The sequence below is a fragment of the Demequina globuliformis genome (genome assembly GCF_000975155.1).
Classification (GTDB): Bacteria; Actinomycetota; Actinomycetes; order Actinomycetales; family Demequinaceae; genus Demequina; species Demequina globuliformis.
In genome coordinates this window covers 1,132,609-1,150,333 of the sequence record NZ_BBRG01000001.1, presented here as the reverse complement: position 1 = coordinate 1,150,333, position 17,725 = coordinate 1,132,609, and the positions used below count along the sequence as shown (strand labels likewise).

Sequence of the window (17,725 nt, the reverse complement as noted above, 5' to 3'; positions counted from 1 at the left end):
CCCCAGGGTACTTCAGGCGGCTCTCAGGCTAAAGACCGGTCCTGCGCTGGGAGCGAACCACCCGCTAGGTTGTTGCCATGGCCAGTGTCCCCGAAGCCACCAGTACGCCGACGATGCCTACCCGCGTTCTCACATGGGCGCGGTCCGTTCCGGTCACCCTGATCGTCGCGGCCGCAGTGCTCATTGCGGGAGTGGCGACCGGTGCCCTGTGGCAGTCGGCCGAGGAGTCCGGCCTGATCGACACGTGGGGGTGGGGCGAGCAGGCTCTCGAGGAGGGCCGGTGGTGGACCATCTTCACGGGCATGCTGATCGCGCCCACCCCGTGGATGTATGCGCTGATCCTCCTGGTCTTTGTGACAGGGGCTGGCTACCTTGAGCGCCACTACGGGGCAGTACGGATGCTGGTGGTCACGCTCGGCACTCATATCGCGGCCGTCCTCATTGTTGCCGGGGTGTTCTGGCTCCTGCGCGACGCGGGATTGCACTGGGTGGATGCGCTGTCTCAAGTGCCCGATGTGGGCCTGTCGAACGCCGGCTTCGGAGCGCTAGGAGCCGCGACAGCCGCCATGCCGGTGTTGTGGCGCCGCCGCGTCCGGCTCTTTGGCTCCATTTACGTCGTGATGATGATCATGTGGGCCGCAGAGATCTGGGACTTCACCCACGCCGCCGCGTTCTTTGTGGGGCTCGCGGTTGGCCCATGGGCGGTGGGCCGCGCATTCGAGAAGTGGTCCCTGGAGTACGGGACCCAAGAGGTGCGTGACACAGTCGCACTGCTGCTGACCGTGAATGGCCTCCACACACTGCTGAACCACGTGTGGCCCGGCGAGGGCGGCGTGTTGGCCTTTGGCCACCCCGACGTCCCCACCGCGACGCTGCTCAGTGACCTTGGCCTGGCAATCCTGGGCTTCCTCTTTGCCTATGCGGCGCACCGCGGAAGCCGGTTCGCGTGGTGGTGGACCACGCCCGTCGCGCTGATCAGCGCTCTCGCGGGGACCTTTGTCATCATCGTCGATGGACTCACCCCCAGCCTGGTCTTCGCGACCATGGTCGAGTGGGCCCTCGTGGTCTTGCTTGTCGCGGGCCGGCGTCACTTCCGTGTCTCGGGCGCGCAAGGCGTGCGCTCCAAGATCTTCTTGCGGGTGGGCCTCGCGGCCATCGTGACCTTGATTTTCACCACCGGGATCATCATGGCTATGGACGGCAGCTTCGACAGTGAGCCCACCCTGCAGGAGGCCGTCACGACGTCGCTGGTGCGCATGATGGGCGACTCGCCTGCGGGGCTTCAGCCAGCGACGAGGGGCGCCACCGTATTGCTGGGCACCGTCAGCGTCATTTGGTGGGCCATCATCGCGATCTCCGTCGCGGGCGTGCTCCTCACGACCAGGCGTCCTGCGGACGACGCACGGGCACGCGAGCAATTCATTGCCCTGCAGACGGCAGGCACCACCATGACCTCCGTGGGCTACATGGCGCGTTGGCCCGGCATCCATCACTGGAAGTCCGATGACAACCTGGCGGCATGGGGTTACACGGTGAGCCTCGGCACCGCGGTCGTCCTGGGGGACCCCGCGGGCGAACGCGACGCGGTCGTGGCGAATGCCGAAGGCTTCGAGGAGTTCTGCCGCGCGCGCGGCTGGCGCGTCGCCTACTTCGCCGCGAGTCCCGAGTTAACCGTGGCGCTGGCGGGATCGGGGTGGAAGGGCATCCAGGTGGCTCAGGACACCGTGATCGACCTGCCGGAGCTGGAGTTCAAGGGCAAGTCCTGGCAGGACGTGCGGTCGGCCGTGAACCGCGCCAACCGCGAAGGCATCACGATGAAGTCGTTCCACCTTGCTGGGGCGCCTCGCGGACTGCGTGATCAGCTGGAAGCCATCGAAGCCCAGTGGACCGCGGACAAGTCACTTCCGGAGATGAAGTTCACCTTGGGCACCCTTGAGGAGGCGCTGGACCCCAATGTCCTCATGCACGTGGCCGTTGACGAGGATGGCACGGTGCATGGCATGACGAGTTGGATGCCGGTGTATCGCGACGGTGCCGTGGCGGGGTGGACCATCGACATCATGAAGCGGCGGTTGGATGACGACGCCATGAAGGGTGTGATGGAGTTCCTGATCGCGGCCTCCGCGATGCAATTTAAGGACGACGGCTACACGTTCATTTCGCTGTCGTGCGCACCCTTGGCATATGGCGATGAGGTGGATTCCTCCATCGAGCGCTTGCTCGACACCCTGGCGGACAAGATGGAGCCGTATTACGGGTTTGCGAGCCTCGAACGCTTCAAGGAGAAGTTCAAGCCGCGCCATACGCCCATGTCGTTGCTTTACCGCGACGAGGCGAAGCTGCCTGCCATCGCACTGTCGATTGGGCGTGCCTACCTCCCCGATGCCACGGCGGCTGACCTCGTGAAGGCAGCGGTCAAGCGAGACTAGGCTGCCCAGCACGGGCCCGTCATGGCAGCGCGTCGCCCAGCAACAGCCCACGTAGAACAGGAACACGCCCGTGCACTACAGAGTGATCGCGCTACTTTCGTTGGCCGTGGTGGTCTCCGCCTGCAGCAGCTCCGCTGCGCCGTCGGGGGAGGACTCGGTCGCTTCGGCGCAGGGCGCGTGCGCGGCGATGATGGTGTCGACGCCGGCAGACACCTACAGCCCCGGCTCTGCGCTTGAGGTCACTGTCGACAACGTCGCGATCGACTGCCTCGATCAAGGTGAGACGGTCACGACCGCCACGCCTGAAGCCCTCGACCTCATCTTTGTTCAGGGGGATCACTCGACGGTCCTCGCCTCCTTCAGTGAGGCGGACGGCCCGACCGTGACCGTGACGACGACCATCCCTGCCGACGCCGCGCCGGGGGATGCCAGCATCGACGTGCGCTACGGCGAAAGCGCGACCATCACCATCGTCCCCTAGCCGCGCCACTGCCCCCGCTGGCCGGGGGGTCCAGACGCACCGAAGGCCGGCCCCATCAGGGACCGGCCTTCGGCAATCAACGTCGCGGGCCGCCACCATCACGCGGCCCGAGCCTTACGCGTCGGTAGGCTCCCAACCGGTGCCGGGCTCGCCGGCCTCGTTGGGGGCACCCTCGGACTCGAGGTTGGCGCGCAGCTTGGCACCCAGGTCGGCGTCCACGTTGGTCCAGTACTGGATGGCCCGCTCGCGGATGTCGTCCGACTTCACGGCGCCCACGTGGCCCGTGATCTGCTCGAGGATGTGAGCCTTCTGCTGGTCGTTGAACACCTCGCGGTACAGCGTGCCAGCCTGGCCAAAGTCGTCGTCCTCGGCGTGTAGCGTCGCCGCAGCACGGACCATTTCACCGTCGTTCGACCAGTTGCCGGCGTCGCCTGCGCGGTCGGCGTCGGCGTGAGCGCCACCGCGCGAGTTGGGCGCGTAGACCGGCTCGTCGGCCTTGGCGAAGGAGTACCGCATGGCGCCGTCCTTCGAGTACGAGTGGCCGTGCTCACTCGCGGCGTGCGGCGAGTTGACGGGCAGGTCGGCGTGGTTGGTGCCCACGCGGTAGCGGTGCGCGTCTGCATAGGAGAACACGCGCGCCATCAGCATCTTGTCGGGCGAGATGCCAATGCCGGGGACCAGGTTCGAGGGAGCGAACGTGGCCTGCTCGATCTGCGCGAAGTAGTTCTCGGGGTTGCGGTTCAGCTCCATGACGCCCACGTCGATCAGCGGGTAGTCGCCGTGCGGCCACACCTTAGTGAGGTCGAACGGGTTGAAGCGGTACGTCTTCGCGTCCTCGTAGGGCATGATCTGCACCTTGAGGTCCCAGCGCGGGAAGTCGCCTTCCTCGATGTGGTCGTACAGGTCGCGAATGTGGTGGTCGCCGTCGGAGCCGGCAAGCTGTGCCGCCTCGTCAATCGACAGACCGTGGACGCCCTGCTGGCTCTTGAAGTGGTACTTGACCCAGAAGCGCTCACCTGAAGCGTTGATCCACTGGTACGTGTGCGAGCCGTAGCCCTGCATCTCGCGCCACGAACGCGGCAGGCCACGCTCACCCATGAGCCAGGTCACCTGGTGTGCGGACTCGGGCTGCAGGGTCCAGAAGTCCCACTGCATGTCGTTGTCGCGCAGGTGCGAGCCGGGCAGGCGCTTCTGCGAACGAATGAAGTCGGGGAACTTGATTCCGTCGCGGATGAAGAACACCGGGGTGTTGTTGCCCACGAGGTCGTAGTTGCCCTCGGAGGTGTAGAACTTGAGCGCGAAGCCGCGCGGGTCGCGCCAGGTGTCGGGGGAGCCGCTCTCGCCGGCGACGGAGGAGAAGCGAGCGAGCATCTCGGTCTCGACGCCGGGCTGGAACAGTGCGGCGCGGGTGTAGTTCGCGATGTCAGGGTTGGTCACCGTGAAGGTTCCGAAGGCGCCGCCACCCTTGGCGTGCACCACGCGCTCGGGGACGCGCTCACGGTTGAACTGCGCGAGCTTCTCGACCAGGTAGTGGTCGGTCAGCGCAGTGACGCCGTCGTTACCAACCGTCTGCGAGTGCTGGTCCGATGCCACGGGGGCGCCGGAGTTGGTGGTGGTGAACTTCTCAGCCACGTTGATCTCCTTGGTGGTTCTAAACAGGGACGATGCTGGAATTGGGGACCGTCGCCGCCTTGCAGGCGGTGCACACTCCCCAAAAGGTGACTTCGGCCTCTACGAGGTCAAAGCCGTTGGTTGTGTTCGGCGTCAGGCACGGCGCGTGGCCGGTGACGCAATCGACGTCGGTGACGGCACCGCACCGTTGGCACACGATGTGGTGGTGGTTGTCCCCTACGCGAAGCTCGTATAGGCCTGGCTGGCCCGCGGGTTCGATGCGGCGGGCGATTCCGGCGGAGGTGATGTCGCTCAGGACGTTGTAGATTGCCTGGCGCGAAGTGGTGGGCATGTGGGCAGCGACCTGCGCATAGATGGCGTCAGCGCCCGAGTGCGGGTTGTCAGCTAGAGCCGTCACGACGGCGACGCGCGGCTCGGTGACGCGCAGTCCGGCCTCGCGCAAGAGGCCGCGCGGGTCGGGAGTCGTGGTGGCTGGCATGACCACCACCCTACACCGCTTCTTTTGACTTAGTCAAAACTAGGACGTCGGTCCTATGACCACTGACCGCGCTCCTGCAATACCTGCTTGAGCAGATCAGCCCGGTCGGACACGAGGCCGTTCACGCCCATATCGAGCAACTGAGTCATGTGATCCACGCGGTTGACCGTCCATACGTGCACCTCTTTGCCCGCCGCCTGCGCCTGGCGCACCTGGCGCGGGAACAGAATCGGGAAACTGCCGCGTCGCCACGGGATCTGCAAAGCATCCACGTCACCGATGGTCTTGCTGGCATCTGCACCCACAAAGGTGCCCAGCCACCACGCGACCGCCTCGCGTTGCGATGCCGGCGTCGCGACGGGCTTACTCAACAGCGCCAAAGTGGCGCGCCTACGGTGCGCCGAGAACGACCCCACACACACGCGCTCATGCGCCTTGGTGCGTTCGATCGCGGCCGCCACGGGGCCAATGCCGGACTCACCTTTGACGTCGATGTTCACCCTGACATCCGGCCAGGTCGCCAAGACATCCTCAAGCATGGGGACCGGCTCAATCCCACCAATGCGTGCGGCCTTCACGGATGCCCACTGGCGCTCGTCGACGCGGCCGGTCGCGTCCGTGGTGCGGTCAAGCGTGTCATCGTGCAGCGCGACCGCGACGCCGTCGGCCGTGCCGTGCGCATCCGTCTCGAGATACCGATAACCCAGATCCACCGCAGCCTGGAAGGCCTTCATGGAGTTCTCCAGGCCATCCAGCGAGAACCCCCGGTGGGCGAGCGCCACCGGCTTGCCACCGTTGTCGAAGTACGAGTGGGTCATGTCACGACTGTATCCACGAAGTGCCCCACCGCGTCGAGGTACGCGGTCCTAGGTTCATCCGCAGACAAGGCCAGGTCATGGATGGCCCCCGGCACAATGAGGTGCCGCACATTGGGTCCCAGCGTCGCCGAATGCCGGCGAATCGCCTCCACATCCACCACGGTGTCCTGACTAGCGTGGCGCGGATTGTCGAGCCGGTCGGGTCCCGTGGAGTCCGCACTTGCGACCAGAACCGGCACGCGAATGTCGAGGCCCTGCGCGACGCGCCGGCGAGCGGCGGCCGTCGCGGCCAACCAGCCGGCGGTGGCGCCCACCCCCTCAGGACGTTTCCATGCCGTGTCGAACGCCCACCCCCGGTCCATGAGGCCCGTCGTGTAGGGGGAGGGGGCGGGAACCACGACTTGCCTTGGCCTCAGGCGAGCAATCGCCGGCGTGACCCTCATCGCCGCCGCCTGCCACGCAGACAACGCCAACCCAAAGAGGGGACCATCCAACACGAGCCCAGCCAGGGGATCGGCCGGGCGATCATTCGCCCAGATAGCCGCCGCCAATCCCCCCGTCGAATGGGCGTGCACGACCAACGGCAACTCTGCCCACCCGCGTTCGGCGGCATCGGCCGTGACCGCCTGCGCCGCGTCCGCGATGTCCTCAGCCAACTCGTCAATGTGGGAGATGTGGTGCGCCTGGTTGCCAGGCAGCAACGAGCGTCCCGCCCTGCGCATGTCGACCGCGTACACCACACAGCCATGCTCGGCGAGGGAGTCCGCCAGGTGCGTCGCGAAGAAGTAGTCGTTGTACCCGTGCACGATCAGAGCAGCGGCGCGCGGGGTCGCTGGCGCCTCTACCCGGCGCACCAGCGTGCGCGTCAACTGCCCGTCTCCCCCGCCCTCCGGCGCAGATGCCGGTGCCCTCAACGAGGCCTGCGCATACCCATCCAAGACATCGGCTTGCCACGTCAACGTGCTCATGCCTTCGACCCTACTGGCGCATCGCATCCGCCGTCCGCGACTCCACGTGCGGATCTACCAGCGCGCCCGCCACCCGCGGTTCACCTGACACCGGCACACTGTCACGTATGAGCTCCCACGATGACGTGCTGCCCTCCGTCGCAGATGCGCCCGGCTATCCGGACGCCGACCGGGTCCCTCGCAAGCAAGTGTGGGCCTGGGCCCTGTGGGACTGGGCCACACAGCCGTTCAACTCCGTCATCATCACGTTCGTTTTCACCGCGCTGTACCTGACCTCCGACTCCTTCATTGATCCAGCGATCGTCGCGCTCGGTGAGGACTCCGAGCAATACAAGGCCGCATCCTCCTCGCTCGACGCAAACCTCGGTTGGGGCATCACGGCAGCTGGCGTGTTGGTGGCACTTCTCGCTCCGGTCCTGGGGCAGCGGGCCGATGCCGCCGGGCGCCGCAAGTCCTGGCTGGGAGTGACGACGCTGCTGCTCGTGGCGTGCGTGGGTGGGTTGTTCTTTGTCGAGGCCACCCCGGACGCCTTTTGGCTGGGGGCGGGGCTGATCGCCCTGGGATCGATCGTCGCGGAAATCGCCAACGTGAACTACTACGCAATGATGGTGCAGGTCTCGACCCCGCGCACCATGGGTCGCGTCTCCGGCTTGGGCTGGGGACTGGGGTACATGGGCGGGATCGTGGCGCTCGTGATCGTGGTGCTGCTCGACACCTTTGACTGGTTCGGCATGGACACCTCCAACGGCATGGCATACCGGCTCATCGCCGTGGGGTGCGCCGTGTGGACCCTCGCGTTCGCATGGCCGCTGTTCCGCTACGTGCCGGAGACCACCGTGGAGCGCCGGCCCCCCGTCAGCCTGTGGCGCGGCTACGCCATCTTGATCGGGGACCTGCGCCGGCTGTGGACAGACGCACGCTCAACCCTGTGGTTCCTGCTCGCATCCGCGGTCTACCGCGACGGCCTCGCCGGAGTGTTCACCTTTGGCGCCATCATCGCCGCAAAGGCCTTTGGCTTCTCTGATCAGGGAGTCATCATCTTCGGCATCGCCGCCAACCTCATCGCCGGGGTGTCCACGGTGATCTTTGGCCGGCTCGATGACCGCTGGGGACCGCGCCGCGTCATCATCTTGTCACTCGCGACCATTGTGGTCGCTGGCCTGGTGATCGTTGCCTTCCACGAGGTAGGCGCCGTGGTGTTCTGGGTGTGCGGGCTGCTACTCAGTGGCATGGTGGGTCCGGCGCAGGCCGCCTCCCGGTCCCTGCTGGCGCGACTGTCTCCCGCCGGGCGGGAAGCGGAGATGTTCGGCCTGTACGCCACTACCGGGCGCGCCGCGTCCTTCCTCGCTCCCGCCATGTGGGCGCTGTGCATCTCGATCTTTGGGGCCACCATCTGGGGCACGGTCGGGGTCATCTCCGTGGTCGCCGTGGGTCTGGTGCTGTTGCTCCTGGTGCGCACGCCAGCCGATCGCGGCGCACCCGGTGGCGCGGAGCCGCACTCGATCCCGCTCACCTAGACCGCGCGTCTGCTCCCTCTCGCACGCTCGATCACTCTGTAAGGAACGCGCGCAGCCTCTGCTTTACCTCCGGGTCAAGGTGCAGCTCAGCCATGTGAGCATCGGCCCGCTGCGCGAACTCCACCACGTGGACGCCCACTTCCCCCAGCCACTGCTCCACCTGTGCGGGACTGAACAAAGCCTGAGGGTCTGCCGTAGGTCCGCCGTGTTCCACCCCGGTAGCCATGGCGCGCACGGAGTCGCCGTAGTCGGCAAGAATGTCTGCCGGCGCCACCCCAGCGTTGGCAAGGAGCAGCGCCGCCACCATGCCGGTGCGGTCGCGGCCAGCCGAGCAGTGCACCAAGACTCCCGGCGTTGACGCCGCTATTGCTTCCAGGGTCGCGCGCACGAGGTCAGGGAGGATCCGAACGTTGTGCTGCCAGTACTCGGGCGAGTCCAAGACAGGGAGACACACCTCACGGAACTGCGGGTCATCCCAGTCTTCCGTAGGCGCCCTGGTAATGCTCACGTCGCCGGGGACGTGAGCGTCCGGGTCCCCCTCGCGCCGCCCCGACTCTACTTCCGCGCGCAGGTCCACGATCGACCGCAGCCCCCACTGCCCGGCGGCGGACCAGCCCGCGGTCGTCATCAGTTCGCGGCGGGGACCACGCGCAATGCGCCCCACCACCGTGGTGCCGGTCCGTGACAGCGGCGTAGGAAGTCCGCCGAGGTCGCGCACATTGCGCAGGCCGTCCCAATCGAGGTCACGCATGAGCCGAGCCTAGGCCACCGAGCAGCGAAAAGCCCTGGCCGCCGGCTCATTGAGAACCGACGGCCAGGGCTGTTCAGGAGCCTCAGGCCCGCCGTGTATGTACGGCCAGGCGAGCAGGCTAATCCGTTGGCGGTGCCGAGGGCGCAGAGTCGGCTTCCGGCGTGGCCGCAGCGTCAGGGATCGCCGCGGCGGCCTGCTGCTCGCCTTGCTCGGCGGCTTCCTCGGCCTCGACCTCTTCCTCGACCTTGCGCTCCACGTTGCGAGCGATGCCAATAATCTTGTCGTTCTTAGCTGGCTTGGCGAAGATCACGCCCATGGTGTTGCGGCCCTTGGACGGCACCTCTGACACATTCGAGCGGACCACCTTGCCGGACTCCATGATGACCAGGACCTCATCGGTCTCATCAACCAGGAGCGCACCCACAAGGTCGCCGCGCTCATCGGTCAACTTGCCGACCTTGACGCCCAGACCACCGCGGTGCTTCGCGTCCCACGCGGACGCCGCCGTGCGCTTGGCATAGCCCAGCTCCGTCACGACAAAGGAGAACGGGCCATCGGAGACCTCGACCTCATCGCCGTCGGCGTCCGTCACCGTGTCGTCGGCCTCCGTGCCCTCGGGAACGTCTGCGGGGATGACATCGAGCGAGAGGAGTTCGTCCTCGTCGCGGAACTTCATGCCCTTCACACCTGACGTGGCGCGACCGGTGGCGCGGATCTCCTCGTCCGTGGCGTGGAAGCGGACCGACTGGCCCTTGCGGCTGACCAACATCAGGTCATCCTCGGGGGCCACAAGACGCGCTGCCACCAACTCGTCAGGCCGCATCTGCCCGTCCTCGCCCTCGACATCGCGCAAGTTAATGGCGATCAGGCCGGCCGAACGGTTGGAGTCATAGTCCTCGAGGCGGGTCTTCTTCACCAGGCCACGCTTGGTCGCGAGCACCAGATACGGCTTGTCCTCGTAACTGCGGAGATCCAGGACCTGTGCGATCTCCTCGCCAGGCTGGAACGCCAGCATGTTAGCAACGTGCTGGCCCTTCGAATCGCGACCACCTTCGGGCAACTCGTAGCCCTTGATGCGGTACACCCGGCCAAAGTTGGTGAAGAACAGCAACCAGTGGTGCGTGGTCGTCACAAAGAAGTGTTCGACCATGTCATCGCTGCGCAAAGTGGCCCCGCGCACGCCCTTGCCGCCGCGCTTTTGCGCGCGGTACTGGTCGGAACGGGTCCGCTTGGCGTAGCCGCCACGGGTGATCGTGACCACGACCTCTTCTTCAGCAATGAGGTCTTCGACGTCTACGGAACCGTCGAATGGCGAGATCTCCGTACGGCGGTCGTCGCCGAACTTCTTGACGATCTCCGCGAGCTCCTCGGAGATAATCGAGCGCTGGCGCGGCTCCGAACCCAAGATGTCCTTGAGGTCTTCGATCTCCTCCATCAACTTGTTGTAGTCCGCCTCGATCTTCTGGCGCTCCAGCGCCGCGAGGCGACGCAACTGGAGGTTGAGGATCGCGTTGGCCTGCACCTCGTCGACATCCAACAGGTCGATCAAGCCCTGGCGGGCCTCCTCGACCGTGGGGGAGCGACGGATGAGCGCGATGACCTCGTCGAGAGCGTCCAGCGCCTTGACGTATCCGCGCAGAATGTGAGCCTCACGCTCCGCCTCGCGCAAGCGATAGACGGTGCGGCGCTGGATGACCTCAATCTGGTGAGTGATCCAGTGACGAACAAACGCATCAAGCGCCAGCGTGCGCGGCACTCCGTCGACGAGGGCCACCATGTTGGCGCCGAACGTCTCCTGCAACTGCGTGTGCTTGTAGAGGTTGTTGAGCACCACCTTCGCGACGGCGTCGCGCTTGAGCACAATCACCAGGCGCTGACCGGTGCGGCCAGAGGTCTCATCGCGGATGTCAGCGATTCCGGCGAGCTTGCCTTCCTTGACGAGCTCGGCGATCTTGAGAGCAAGGTTGTCCGGGTTGACCTGGTACGGAAGCTCCGTGACCACCAGGCACTGACGGCCCTGGATCTCCTCGACGTTGACCACCGAGCGCATCGTGATGGACCCGCGGCCGGTGCGGTAGGCCTCGTCGATTCCACGCCGGCCCAAGATCATGGCGCCCGTGGGGAAGTCAGGTCCCTTGATGCGGGTGATGAGTTCCTCGAGCAGTTCCTCGCGGGAGGCGCCGGGGTGGTCGAGCGCCCACTGCACGCCGTCGGCTACTTCACGGAGGTTGTGGGGTGGAATATTCGTGGCCATACCGACGGCAATACCGGCGGAGCCGTTGACCAGCAGGTTCGGGAAGCGCGCGGGGAGCACCACGGGCTCCTGCGTGCGACCGTCATAGTTGTCCTGGAAGTCGACCGTTTCCTTGTCGATGTCCCTGACCATCTCCATGGCGATCGGGGCCATGCGGGACTCGGTGTAGCGGTGTGCGGCTGCGGGGTCGTTACCCGGCGAACCAAAGTTGCCCTGACCGTCAGCGAGCGGGTAGCGCAGCGACCAGTCCTGCACCATGCGCACCAAGGTGTCGTACACCGCGGAGTCACCGTGCGGGTGATAGTTACCCATCACTTCACCAATGATGCGGGTGCACTTCGAATAGGCGCGGTCAGGACGGTAGCCGCCGTCGTACATCGCGTAGATGACGCGGCGGTGCACCGGCTTCATGCCGTCGCGCACATCCGGAAGTGCACGACCGACGATGACCGACATCGCGTAGTCGAGGTAGGACTGCTGCATCTCGACATTGAGATCGACCTTGTCGATCTTGCCGTGGTTGTGGACCTCAGATGTCAAGGAACCTCACGTCCTTCGCGTTGCGCTGGATGAAGCTGCGGCGCGACTCGACGTCGTCGCCCATGAGAATGGAGAAGGTCTCGTCCGCGAGGGCGGCGTCCTCCATCGTGATCTGGAGCAGGGTGCGGGTCTCGGGGTTCATCGTGGTGTCCCACAACTCCGAGTAGTCCATCTCACCCAGACCTTTGTAGCGCTGGATACCGTTGTCCTTCGGAATCTTCTTGCCCGAGGCAAGTCCTTCCTTCAGTACGGCGTCGCGCTCACGGTCCGTGAACACATAGTCGTGCTCGGCGTTTGACCACTTGATCTTGTACAGCGGTGGCTGTGCGAGGTACACGTAGCCCGCCTCGATCAGCGGACGCATGTAACGGAACAGCACGGTCAACAAGAGCGTGCGGATGTGCTGACCGTCAACGTCAGCATCGGCCATCAACACAATCTTGTGATACCTGGACTTTTCCAGCTCAAACTCGTCGCCGATTCCGGAACCGAAGGCGGTGAACAGCGCCTGGATCTCCGTGTTCGCGAGGGCCTTGTCCAGGCGCGCACGCTCCACGTTCAGCACCTTGCCGCGTAGCGGCAGGATGGCCTGCGTGGCGGGGTTGCGACCGCGCACCGCTGAACCACCAGCGGAGTCTCCCTCAACCAGGTAAATCTCGGAGATGCTGGGATCCTTCGACGAGCAGTCGCGCAGCTTTCCTGGCATGCCGCCTGACTCGAGCAAGCCCTTGCGGCGAGTGGCCTCGCGTGCCTTGCGAGCGGCCATCCTGGCCTGCGACGCCTGCATCGCCTTGCGGATGATTTCCTTCGCCTCGTTGGGGTGCGAGTCGAACCAGTCGGTGAGTTGCTCGCCCACAATGCGCTGGACAAAGGTCTTGGCTTCTGTGTTGCCCAGCTTGGTCTTGGTCTGGCCCTCGAACTGCGGCTCGCCCAACTTGACGGAGATCACTGCGGTCAGGCCCTCGCGGACGTCGTCCCCTGTGAGGTTGTCGTCCTTGTCCTTCAGCAGGCTCTTGTCACGCGCGTAGCGGTTAACCAATGAGGTCAACGCGGCGCGGAAACCTTCCTCGTGCGTTCCGCCCTCAGTGGTGGAGATGGTGTTCGCATAGGTGAACACGGACTCCGAGTAGGAGGTCGTCCACTGCATGGCGAGTTCAAGCGAGATCTTCTTCTCGGTGTCCTCAGCTTCGAGCGCCACTACCTCGTCGTGCACCCGCTCCGCCTTCTTGGCGTCGTTGAGGTGTGCGACGTAGTCGATGAGTCCGCCGTCGTACTTGTAGGTAATGGACCGCGACGTGGGTGCGTCGTCGTCGCCTTCGGTTTCTGCGTCGTCGGAGGCCGAGATGTGCTCGGGTCGCTGGTCCACGATCGTGATGGCCAGTCCCTTGTTCAGGAACGCCATCTGCTGGAAGCGCGCGCGCAGCGTCTCGAAGTCATACTCGGTGGTTTCAAAGATCTCGGGGTCAGCCCAGAACGTCTGCTGCGTTCCGGTGACGTCCGTCTCTTCGCCCTTTTCCAACGTGCCCTGCGGCTTGCCACCGTCCGCGAAGGTCTGGCGCCACACGTGACCCTGTCGGCTCACTTGGGTTTCCACGCGCTTGGACAGCGCGTTGACGACGGAGATACCCACGCCGTGAAGACCGCCTGACACCGCGTAACCGCCGCCGCCGAACTTGCCACCTGCGTGGAGGATCGTCATGACGACCTCCACGGTGGGCTTGCCCTCCGTGGGGTGGAGATCCACGGGGATACCACGGCCGTTGTCCTGTACCCGGACGCCGCCGTCTTCCAGCAACGTCACGGTGATGGTGTCGCAGTAACCCGCAAGTGCCTCATCTACGGAGTTGTCGACTACCTCGTACACGAGGTGGTGCAGGCCTCGTTCACCGGTAGAACCGATGTACATACCGGGGCGCTTGCGGACGGCCTCGAGGCCTTCCAACACGGTGATGTTCTCGGCACCGTACGCAGGCTGCGCCTCGGGCGCGTCGTTCTGGGCCACAGATTTCGCCTTTCACGGGACTGACGCGGCCTCAGACGGGACGCGGTGTAATCCAGTTCATTCTAGCGCGTTACAGGGCCAGTCCCGGGCGATTCATGGGGTGTTGTGGACCAGTCGTCTCCGTTACATCCAACCGATTTCTGAGAGGCGGGCCCGGAGAGCTCGTTCCTCGCCTTCGGGAGGGGAGTCTGTGAGCCGGGCTGCTCGCACCACCCCGAGCCACGAGTCTGACTCTGCCAGTGCCGTGGGCGCGTGTGCGTGCGTGGCAGCAAGGTACGCCTCGGTGACCGAGTCGAAGAACGCGCGGTCGTCTTCTCGCCGTTCGGGCGCGACGTAGAAATGCACACCCTCGAGAAGCACACGCGTGCGAGCAATGTCAGCGGCGGCCGGTCCCCGGGCTCCGTCACTCCAGTCGATCACGCGCCATGGCACCACGGGAGCCGCCGCGTTCCACAAGATGTTGCGTGGATGCAGGTCCCCGTGACACAGCTGCTGTCCGCGTGGGAGCGCAGCGAGCGCGGCGAATGCACGCGCCTTCGGTTCTGGTTCCAGCGGGCCGTGATCGATGAGAATGCTGAGGAGGCTGTGGACCTCCTTCAGGGATGTCGGAGCGACCGCCTCCCGAATATGCATGTGCGCCTCCGCAAGCACGGACCCCACCCATTGAGCAGGGTCACCCGGGGCTTCTCCGATGGCGTCCTCAAGCCAAACTCCCGGCACCCATTCGAAGGTCAGCGAAGCGGCGTCGTGGTCGATGAGTGCGGGGGTGGGAACTCCTGCTTCATGTGCGGCAGAAGCCGCCGCCGCTTCCCACTCGATCAGTACGGCCGGCACACCCGGATTGAGTTTCTTAATCACCTGGCCGGGCGCGCCGCGATACACGGTGGCTGTGGCACCGCGCGCGAGGATCGACCCCTCCACCCAGGTGTGGTTCATCCGTAGGTGTCTCGGGGTCCGCGGCCTTTAACGGTCCTGGGTCCCTTGGTCCACGACCGCGAGGTGGGCCCCAGTATCTTGAGTTCGCGCACAATCTCGCGGCCAAATTCCTCGTTGATGCGGTGGCGGATCTGCCCATTCATGATCTGGAGCTGGGTGGCCCACGCAGTAGATGACGCACGGACGGTGAGCGCGCCGTCCTCGAAACTGAGCGGCTCGCATTTGTCCGCGATCTGGTCGCCCACGACCTCGCGCCAGCGACCCGTGACGGAGGACACCTCGATGTGCTCGGTCCAGCCCATGCGCCGCAGGAACGCATCCACCGCTGACGACATCGCGAGCGGGTCACGCCCAGCGGTGAAGGGTTGCGATTCACGGCGCTTGTCATCGCGCTGGCGCCGCGCTGCGCGCGGGGCAGTGCGGTAAGCACCCCGTTCTTTCGCGGACGCCCGCGCCCGGGCCATCGCCTGACGAGCCAGGTCGATGCCAGCTTCGCGGTCGCCTGCCCGCTCCACCGGGGCATCGGCCCCTTGTTCGTCGTCCGTCTCTGCTGGGGAAGACGGTGAGGGGGCCGATGCGCCAGGCAGGTCAGTCATGTGCACTCACCTCACCCTTGGTGACGGTGAGCACTTCTCCCTGAAGTTCCTCAGGCACGTCCTCGGCGACCGCCGCGGTGATGAGTACTTGGCTGGCGCTGGCGAGCGAGTGCGCGAGTGCCGTGCGGCGACCGGAGTCGAGTTCCGCGAAGACGTCATCGAGAATCAGCACCGGCTCGCCATCGTCTCCCGCATCCGGCCCGTCATCATCGGTGAGCAGTGAGTAAGAGCCCAGGCGCAACGCAAGCGCGCACGACCAGGACTCACCGTGGCTGGCGTAGCCCTTCGCCGGCAAATCACCGAGCGTGATGGTGAGGTCGTCGCGGTGAGGGCCAGCGAGGCACACACCACGATCAATCTCTTTGGGGCGGAGTTCTTGCAGCGTGGCGAGTAGACGTCCGCCGATCTCGGCTGCAGTGCCTCCAGCATCCGCGACGCCGTGCGCGCTCGCGTAGGTGAGAATGCACTCGCCGCCCTCGGGCGCGACAGCCGCGTAGGCCTCGGTGACATACGGAGCCAAACGCTCGATTGCGTCCAGCCGCGCGGCGATGATGCGGCCGCCAAGGTCGGCGAGCTTTTCGTCCCAGATGTCGAGCATGGTGAGGTCACCACGCGCATTTTTGGCGGTCTTCAGCATCGACGACCGCTGCCGCAAGACTCGGTCGTAGTCGCTCAGGTCGCCGGCCATGCGTGGGTGGAGCGACACAATCAGCTCATCGACAAACGTGCGGCGGCCGCCCGGGTCACCCTTGACCAAGGCAAGGTCTTCTGGAGCAAACACGACGGTGCGCAGCGTTCCCAGCAGGTCTTTGGGCTTGGCCGGCGAGCGGCCGATGCGCGCAGTATTCGCTTTACCAGGGGTCATGGTGACTTCAAGAGCCAACGATCGCCCCGACTTTTCCACCCGCCCCCTCACGACCGCGCGCTCCGCGCCAAAACGGATGAGTGGGCCATCGGTGGCCACGCGGTGCGAGGACAAATGCGACAGGTACCGCACCGCCTCGACCACGTTGGTCTTGCCCTGCCCATTGCGCCCCACCAGCGTGGTCACCCGCGGCCCGAACTCGATGTCGACTGCCTCGTAGGAGCGGAAGTCGACGAGGCTGAGGTGGGTGACGCGCATCGCCTAGGACTGAATACGGATGGGAACCAGGAGGTAGCGGAACTCGGTGGCCAGTTCGCCGCCAGGCTCGGACAGTCCCACAAACTCAACGGGCTTCGTGTCCTGAGTAAAGCCCAGGCGCACGTACTCGGAGCCGAGAGCGCCCAAACCGTCCAGCAGGTACTGGGGGTTGAAGGCCACCGTGATGGCGTCGCCATCCAAGGTGCACTCGAGCGCCTCGGACGCCTGGGCATCGTCCGTCTGACCGGCATCCAACGTTACTTCGCCCTCGGAGAAGGCCAAACGGACCGCCGAATTGCGCTCGGTCACGAGCGCCACGCGGCGCGTTGCCTCAATGAGTTCGGTCGTCTTCACGACGGCCGTGATGGGGCTCTCGTCGGGGAAGAGTCGGCGCACTTGCGGGTAATCGCCGTCCATGAGGAGCGAGGTGGTGACCAAGCCGCCTGCTTCAAAGCCAATGAGGTCGACGCCCTGGCCAGAGCTGAGTGCGACGGTCACGTCACCGGCGCCAAGTGCCTTCGACGTCTCGTTGAGGGTCTTCGCACGCACCAGCGCCACCGCGGACACGTCCGGGGCCGACGGCTTCCACGTGAACTCGCGCAAAGCGAGGCGGTAGCGGTCGGTTGCGAGCATGGAGATGTTCGAACCCTCGATCTCCATGCGAACGCCGGTGAGGATCGGAAGAGTTTCATCGCGGGAGGCGGCAGACGTGACCTGGCTCACGGCCTGCTGCAGGGTGGCGCCATCGAGTGTGCCCGACTGTGCGGGAAGCTGCGGCAGGTCCGGGTACTGGTCCACGGGCATGGTCGCGAGGGTGAAGCGCGAGGCACCGCAGGTGACGGACACCTTGGTCCCATCAAGCGCAAACTCGACCGGCTTGTGCGGGAGGGCGTTGGCAATCTCCTTGAGGAGGCGACCGGAGACGAGCACTTCGCCAGCCTGGTCAACATCAGCGGGAAACTCGCCGCGAGCAGAGACCTCGTAGTCGAAGCTCGAGACTCGCACCGTGCCTTCATCGTCAGCCGCGATGCGTACACCAGCGAGCACGGGGACGGGCGGTCGAGCGGGAACGGCGCGGGACGTCCAGGCAACGGCATCCGCGAGGACGTCGCGGTCGACGGTGAATTTCATTCTGTGGCTCCTCAGATTCTGTCGCACAGACTACGCCACCACAGGCCTGTGACAAGTGGGATGGCACGG

At 65.5% G+C, this 17,725-nt stretch carries 14 protein-coding genes; 3 read left to right on the top strand and 11 right to left on the bottom strand.

Annotation, left to right across the window (positions count from 1 at the left end; translation table 11 throughout):
* The first annotated feature begins 77 nt into the window (after positions 1 to 77).
* Positions 78 to 2,429, top strand: a complete 2,352-nt coding sequence (locus tag AOP75_RS05280) for a phosphatidylglycerol lysyltransferase domain-containing protein (protein ID WP_083966721.1) — start codon at positions 78 to 80, stop codon at positions 2,427 to 2,429.
* 70 nt (positions 2,430 to 2,499) lie between these two features.
* Positions 2,500 to 2,910, top strand: a complete 411-nt coding sequence (locus AOP75_RS05275) for a hypothetical protein (RefSeq protein ID WP_152649957.1) — start codon at positions 2,500 to 2,502, stop codon at positions 2,908 to 2,910.
* A 114-nt stretch (positions 2,911 to 3,024) separates the two neighbouring features.
* Here the strand turns inward: AOP75_RS05275 and AOP75_RS05270 are convergent, their stop codons facing one another.
* Genes AOP75_RS05270 through AOP75_RS05255 form a run of 4 tightly spaced genes read right to left on the bottom strand, consistent with a single transcriptional unit; the run spans position 3,025 to position 6,806 of the window.
* Positions 3,025 to 4,542, bottom strand: coding sequence for a catalase (locus AOP75_RS05270; RefSeq protein WP_062077251.1), 1,518 nt, complete (start codon positions 4,540 to 4,542; stop codon positions 3,025 to 3,027).
* A 19-nt stretch (positions 4,543 to 4,561) separates the two neighbouring features.
* Positions 4,562 to 5,020 carry a Fur family transcriptional regulator gene (locus AOP75_RS05265; protein WP_062077250.1) on the bottom strand — a complete coding sequence of 153 codons (459 nt, stop codon included), beginning with the start codon at positions 5,018 to 5,020 and terminating at the stop codon, positions 4,562 to 4,564.
* Between the two features lie 53 nt (positions 5,021 to 5,073).
* Positions 5,074 to 5,838, bottom strand: coding sequence for a glycerophosphodiester phosphodiesterase family protein (locus AOP75_RS05260; protein ID WP_062077249.1), 765 nt, complete (start codon positions 5,836 to 5,838; stop codon positions 5,074 to 5,076).
* Complete coding sequence (locus AOP75_RS05255) at positions 5,835 to 6,806, bottom strand: alpha/beta hydrolase (RefSeq protein ID WP_062077248.1); 972 nt, start codon at positions 6,804 to 6,806, stop codon at positions 5,835 to 5,837. Before AOP75_RS05255 ends, AOP75_RS05260 begins: the two co-directional genes overlap by 4 nt.
* Before the next feature lie 107 nt (positions 6,807 to 6,913).
* On the opposite strand from AOP75_RS05255, the gene AOP75_RS05250 reads away from it, so the two are divergent.
* Positions 6,914 to 8,323 (top strand): MFS transporter, encoded by a 1,410-nt coding sequence (locus tag AOP75_RS05250; RefSeq protein ID WP_062077247.1) that lies wholly within the window; start codon positions 6,914 to 6,916, stop codon positions 8,321 to 8,323.
* A gap of 31 nt (positions 8,324 to 8,354) precedes the next feature.
* On the opposite strand, the gene AOP75_RS05245 is transcribed toward AOP75_RS05250, so the two are convergent.
* The 7 genes from AOP75_RS05245 to dnaN form a co-directional block, all read right to left on the bottom strand.
* A complete protein-coding gene (locus AOP75_RS05245) occupies positions 8,355 to 9,074 on the bottom strand; it encodes a tyrosine-protein phosphatase (RefSeq protein ID WP_062077246.1) in 720 nt (239 codons plus the stop codon).
* Between the two features lie 118 nt (positions 9,075 to 9,192).
* Positions 9,193 to 11,811 (bottom strand): DNA gyrase subunit A, encoded by a 2,619-nt coding sequence (gene gyrA, locus AOP75_RS05240; protein WP_083966838.1) that lies wholly within the window; start codon positions 11,809 to 11,811, stop codon positions 9,193 to 9,195.
* Between the two features lie 46 nt (positions 11,812 to 11,857).
* Entirely contained in the window at positions 11,858 to 13,870 is a 2,013-nt protein-coding gene (gyrB, locus tag AOP75_RS05235; protein ID WP_062077244.1) for a DNA topoisomerase (ATP-hydrolyzing) subunit B, read from the bottom strand.
* Positions 13,871 to 13,993: 123 nt separating this feature from the next.
* Positions 13,994 to 14,806 carry a phosphotransferase gene (locus AOP75_RS05230; RefSeq protein WP_062077243.1) on the bottom strand — a complete coding sequence of 271 codons (813 nt, stop codon included), beginning with the start codon at positions 14,804 to 14,806 and terminating at the stop codon, positions 13,994 to 13,996.
* Positions 14,803 to 15,402 carry a DciA family protein gene (locus tag AOP75_RS05225; RefSeq protein WP_062077242.1) on the bottom strand — a complete coding sequence of 200 codons (600 nt, stop codon included), beginning with the start codon at positions 15,400 to 15,402 and terminating at the stop codon, positions 14,803 to 14,805. Before AOP75_RS05225 ends, AOP75_RS05230 begins: the two co-directional genes overlap by 4 nt.
* Complete coding sequence (gene recF, locus AOP75_RS05220; protein ID WP_062077241.1) at positions 15,395 to 16,525, bottom strand: DNA replication/repair protein RecF; 1,131 nt, start codon at positions 16,523 to 16,525, stop codon at positions 15,395 to 15,397. The genes AOP75_RS05225 and recF overlap by 8 nt, the downstream gene beginning before the upstream one ends.
* A gap of 3 nt (positions 16,526 to 16,528) precedes the next feature.
* Entirely contained in the window at positions 16,529 to 17,656 is a 1,128-nt protein-coding gene (gene dnaN / locus AOP75_RS05215) for a DNA polymerase III subunit beta (protein ID WP_062077240.1), read from the bottom strand.
* Positions 17,657 to 17,725 lie beyond the last annotated feature (69 nt).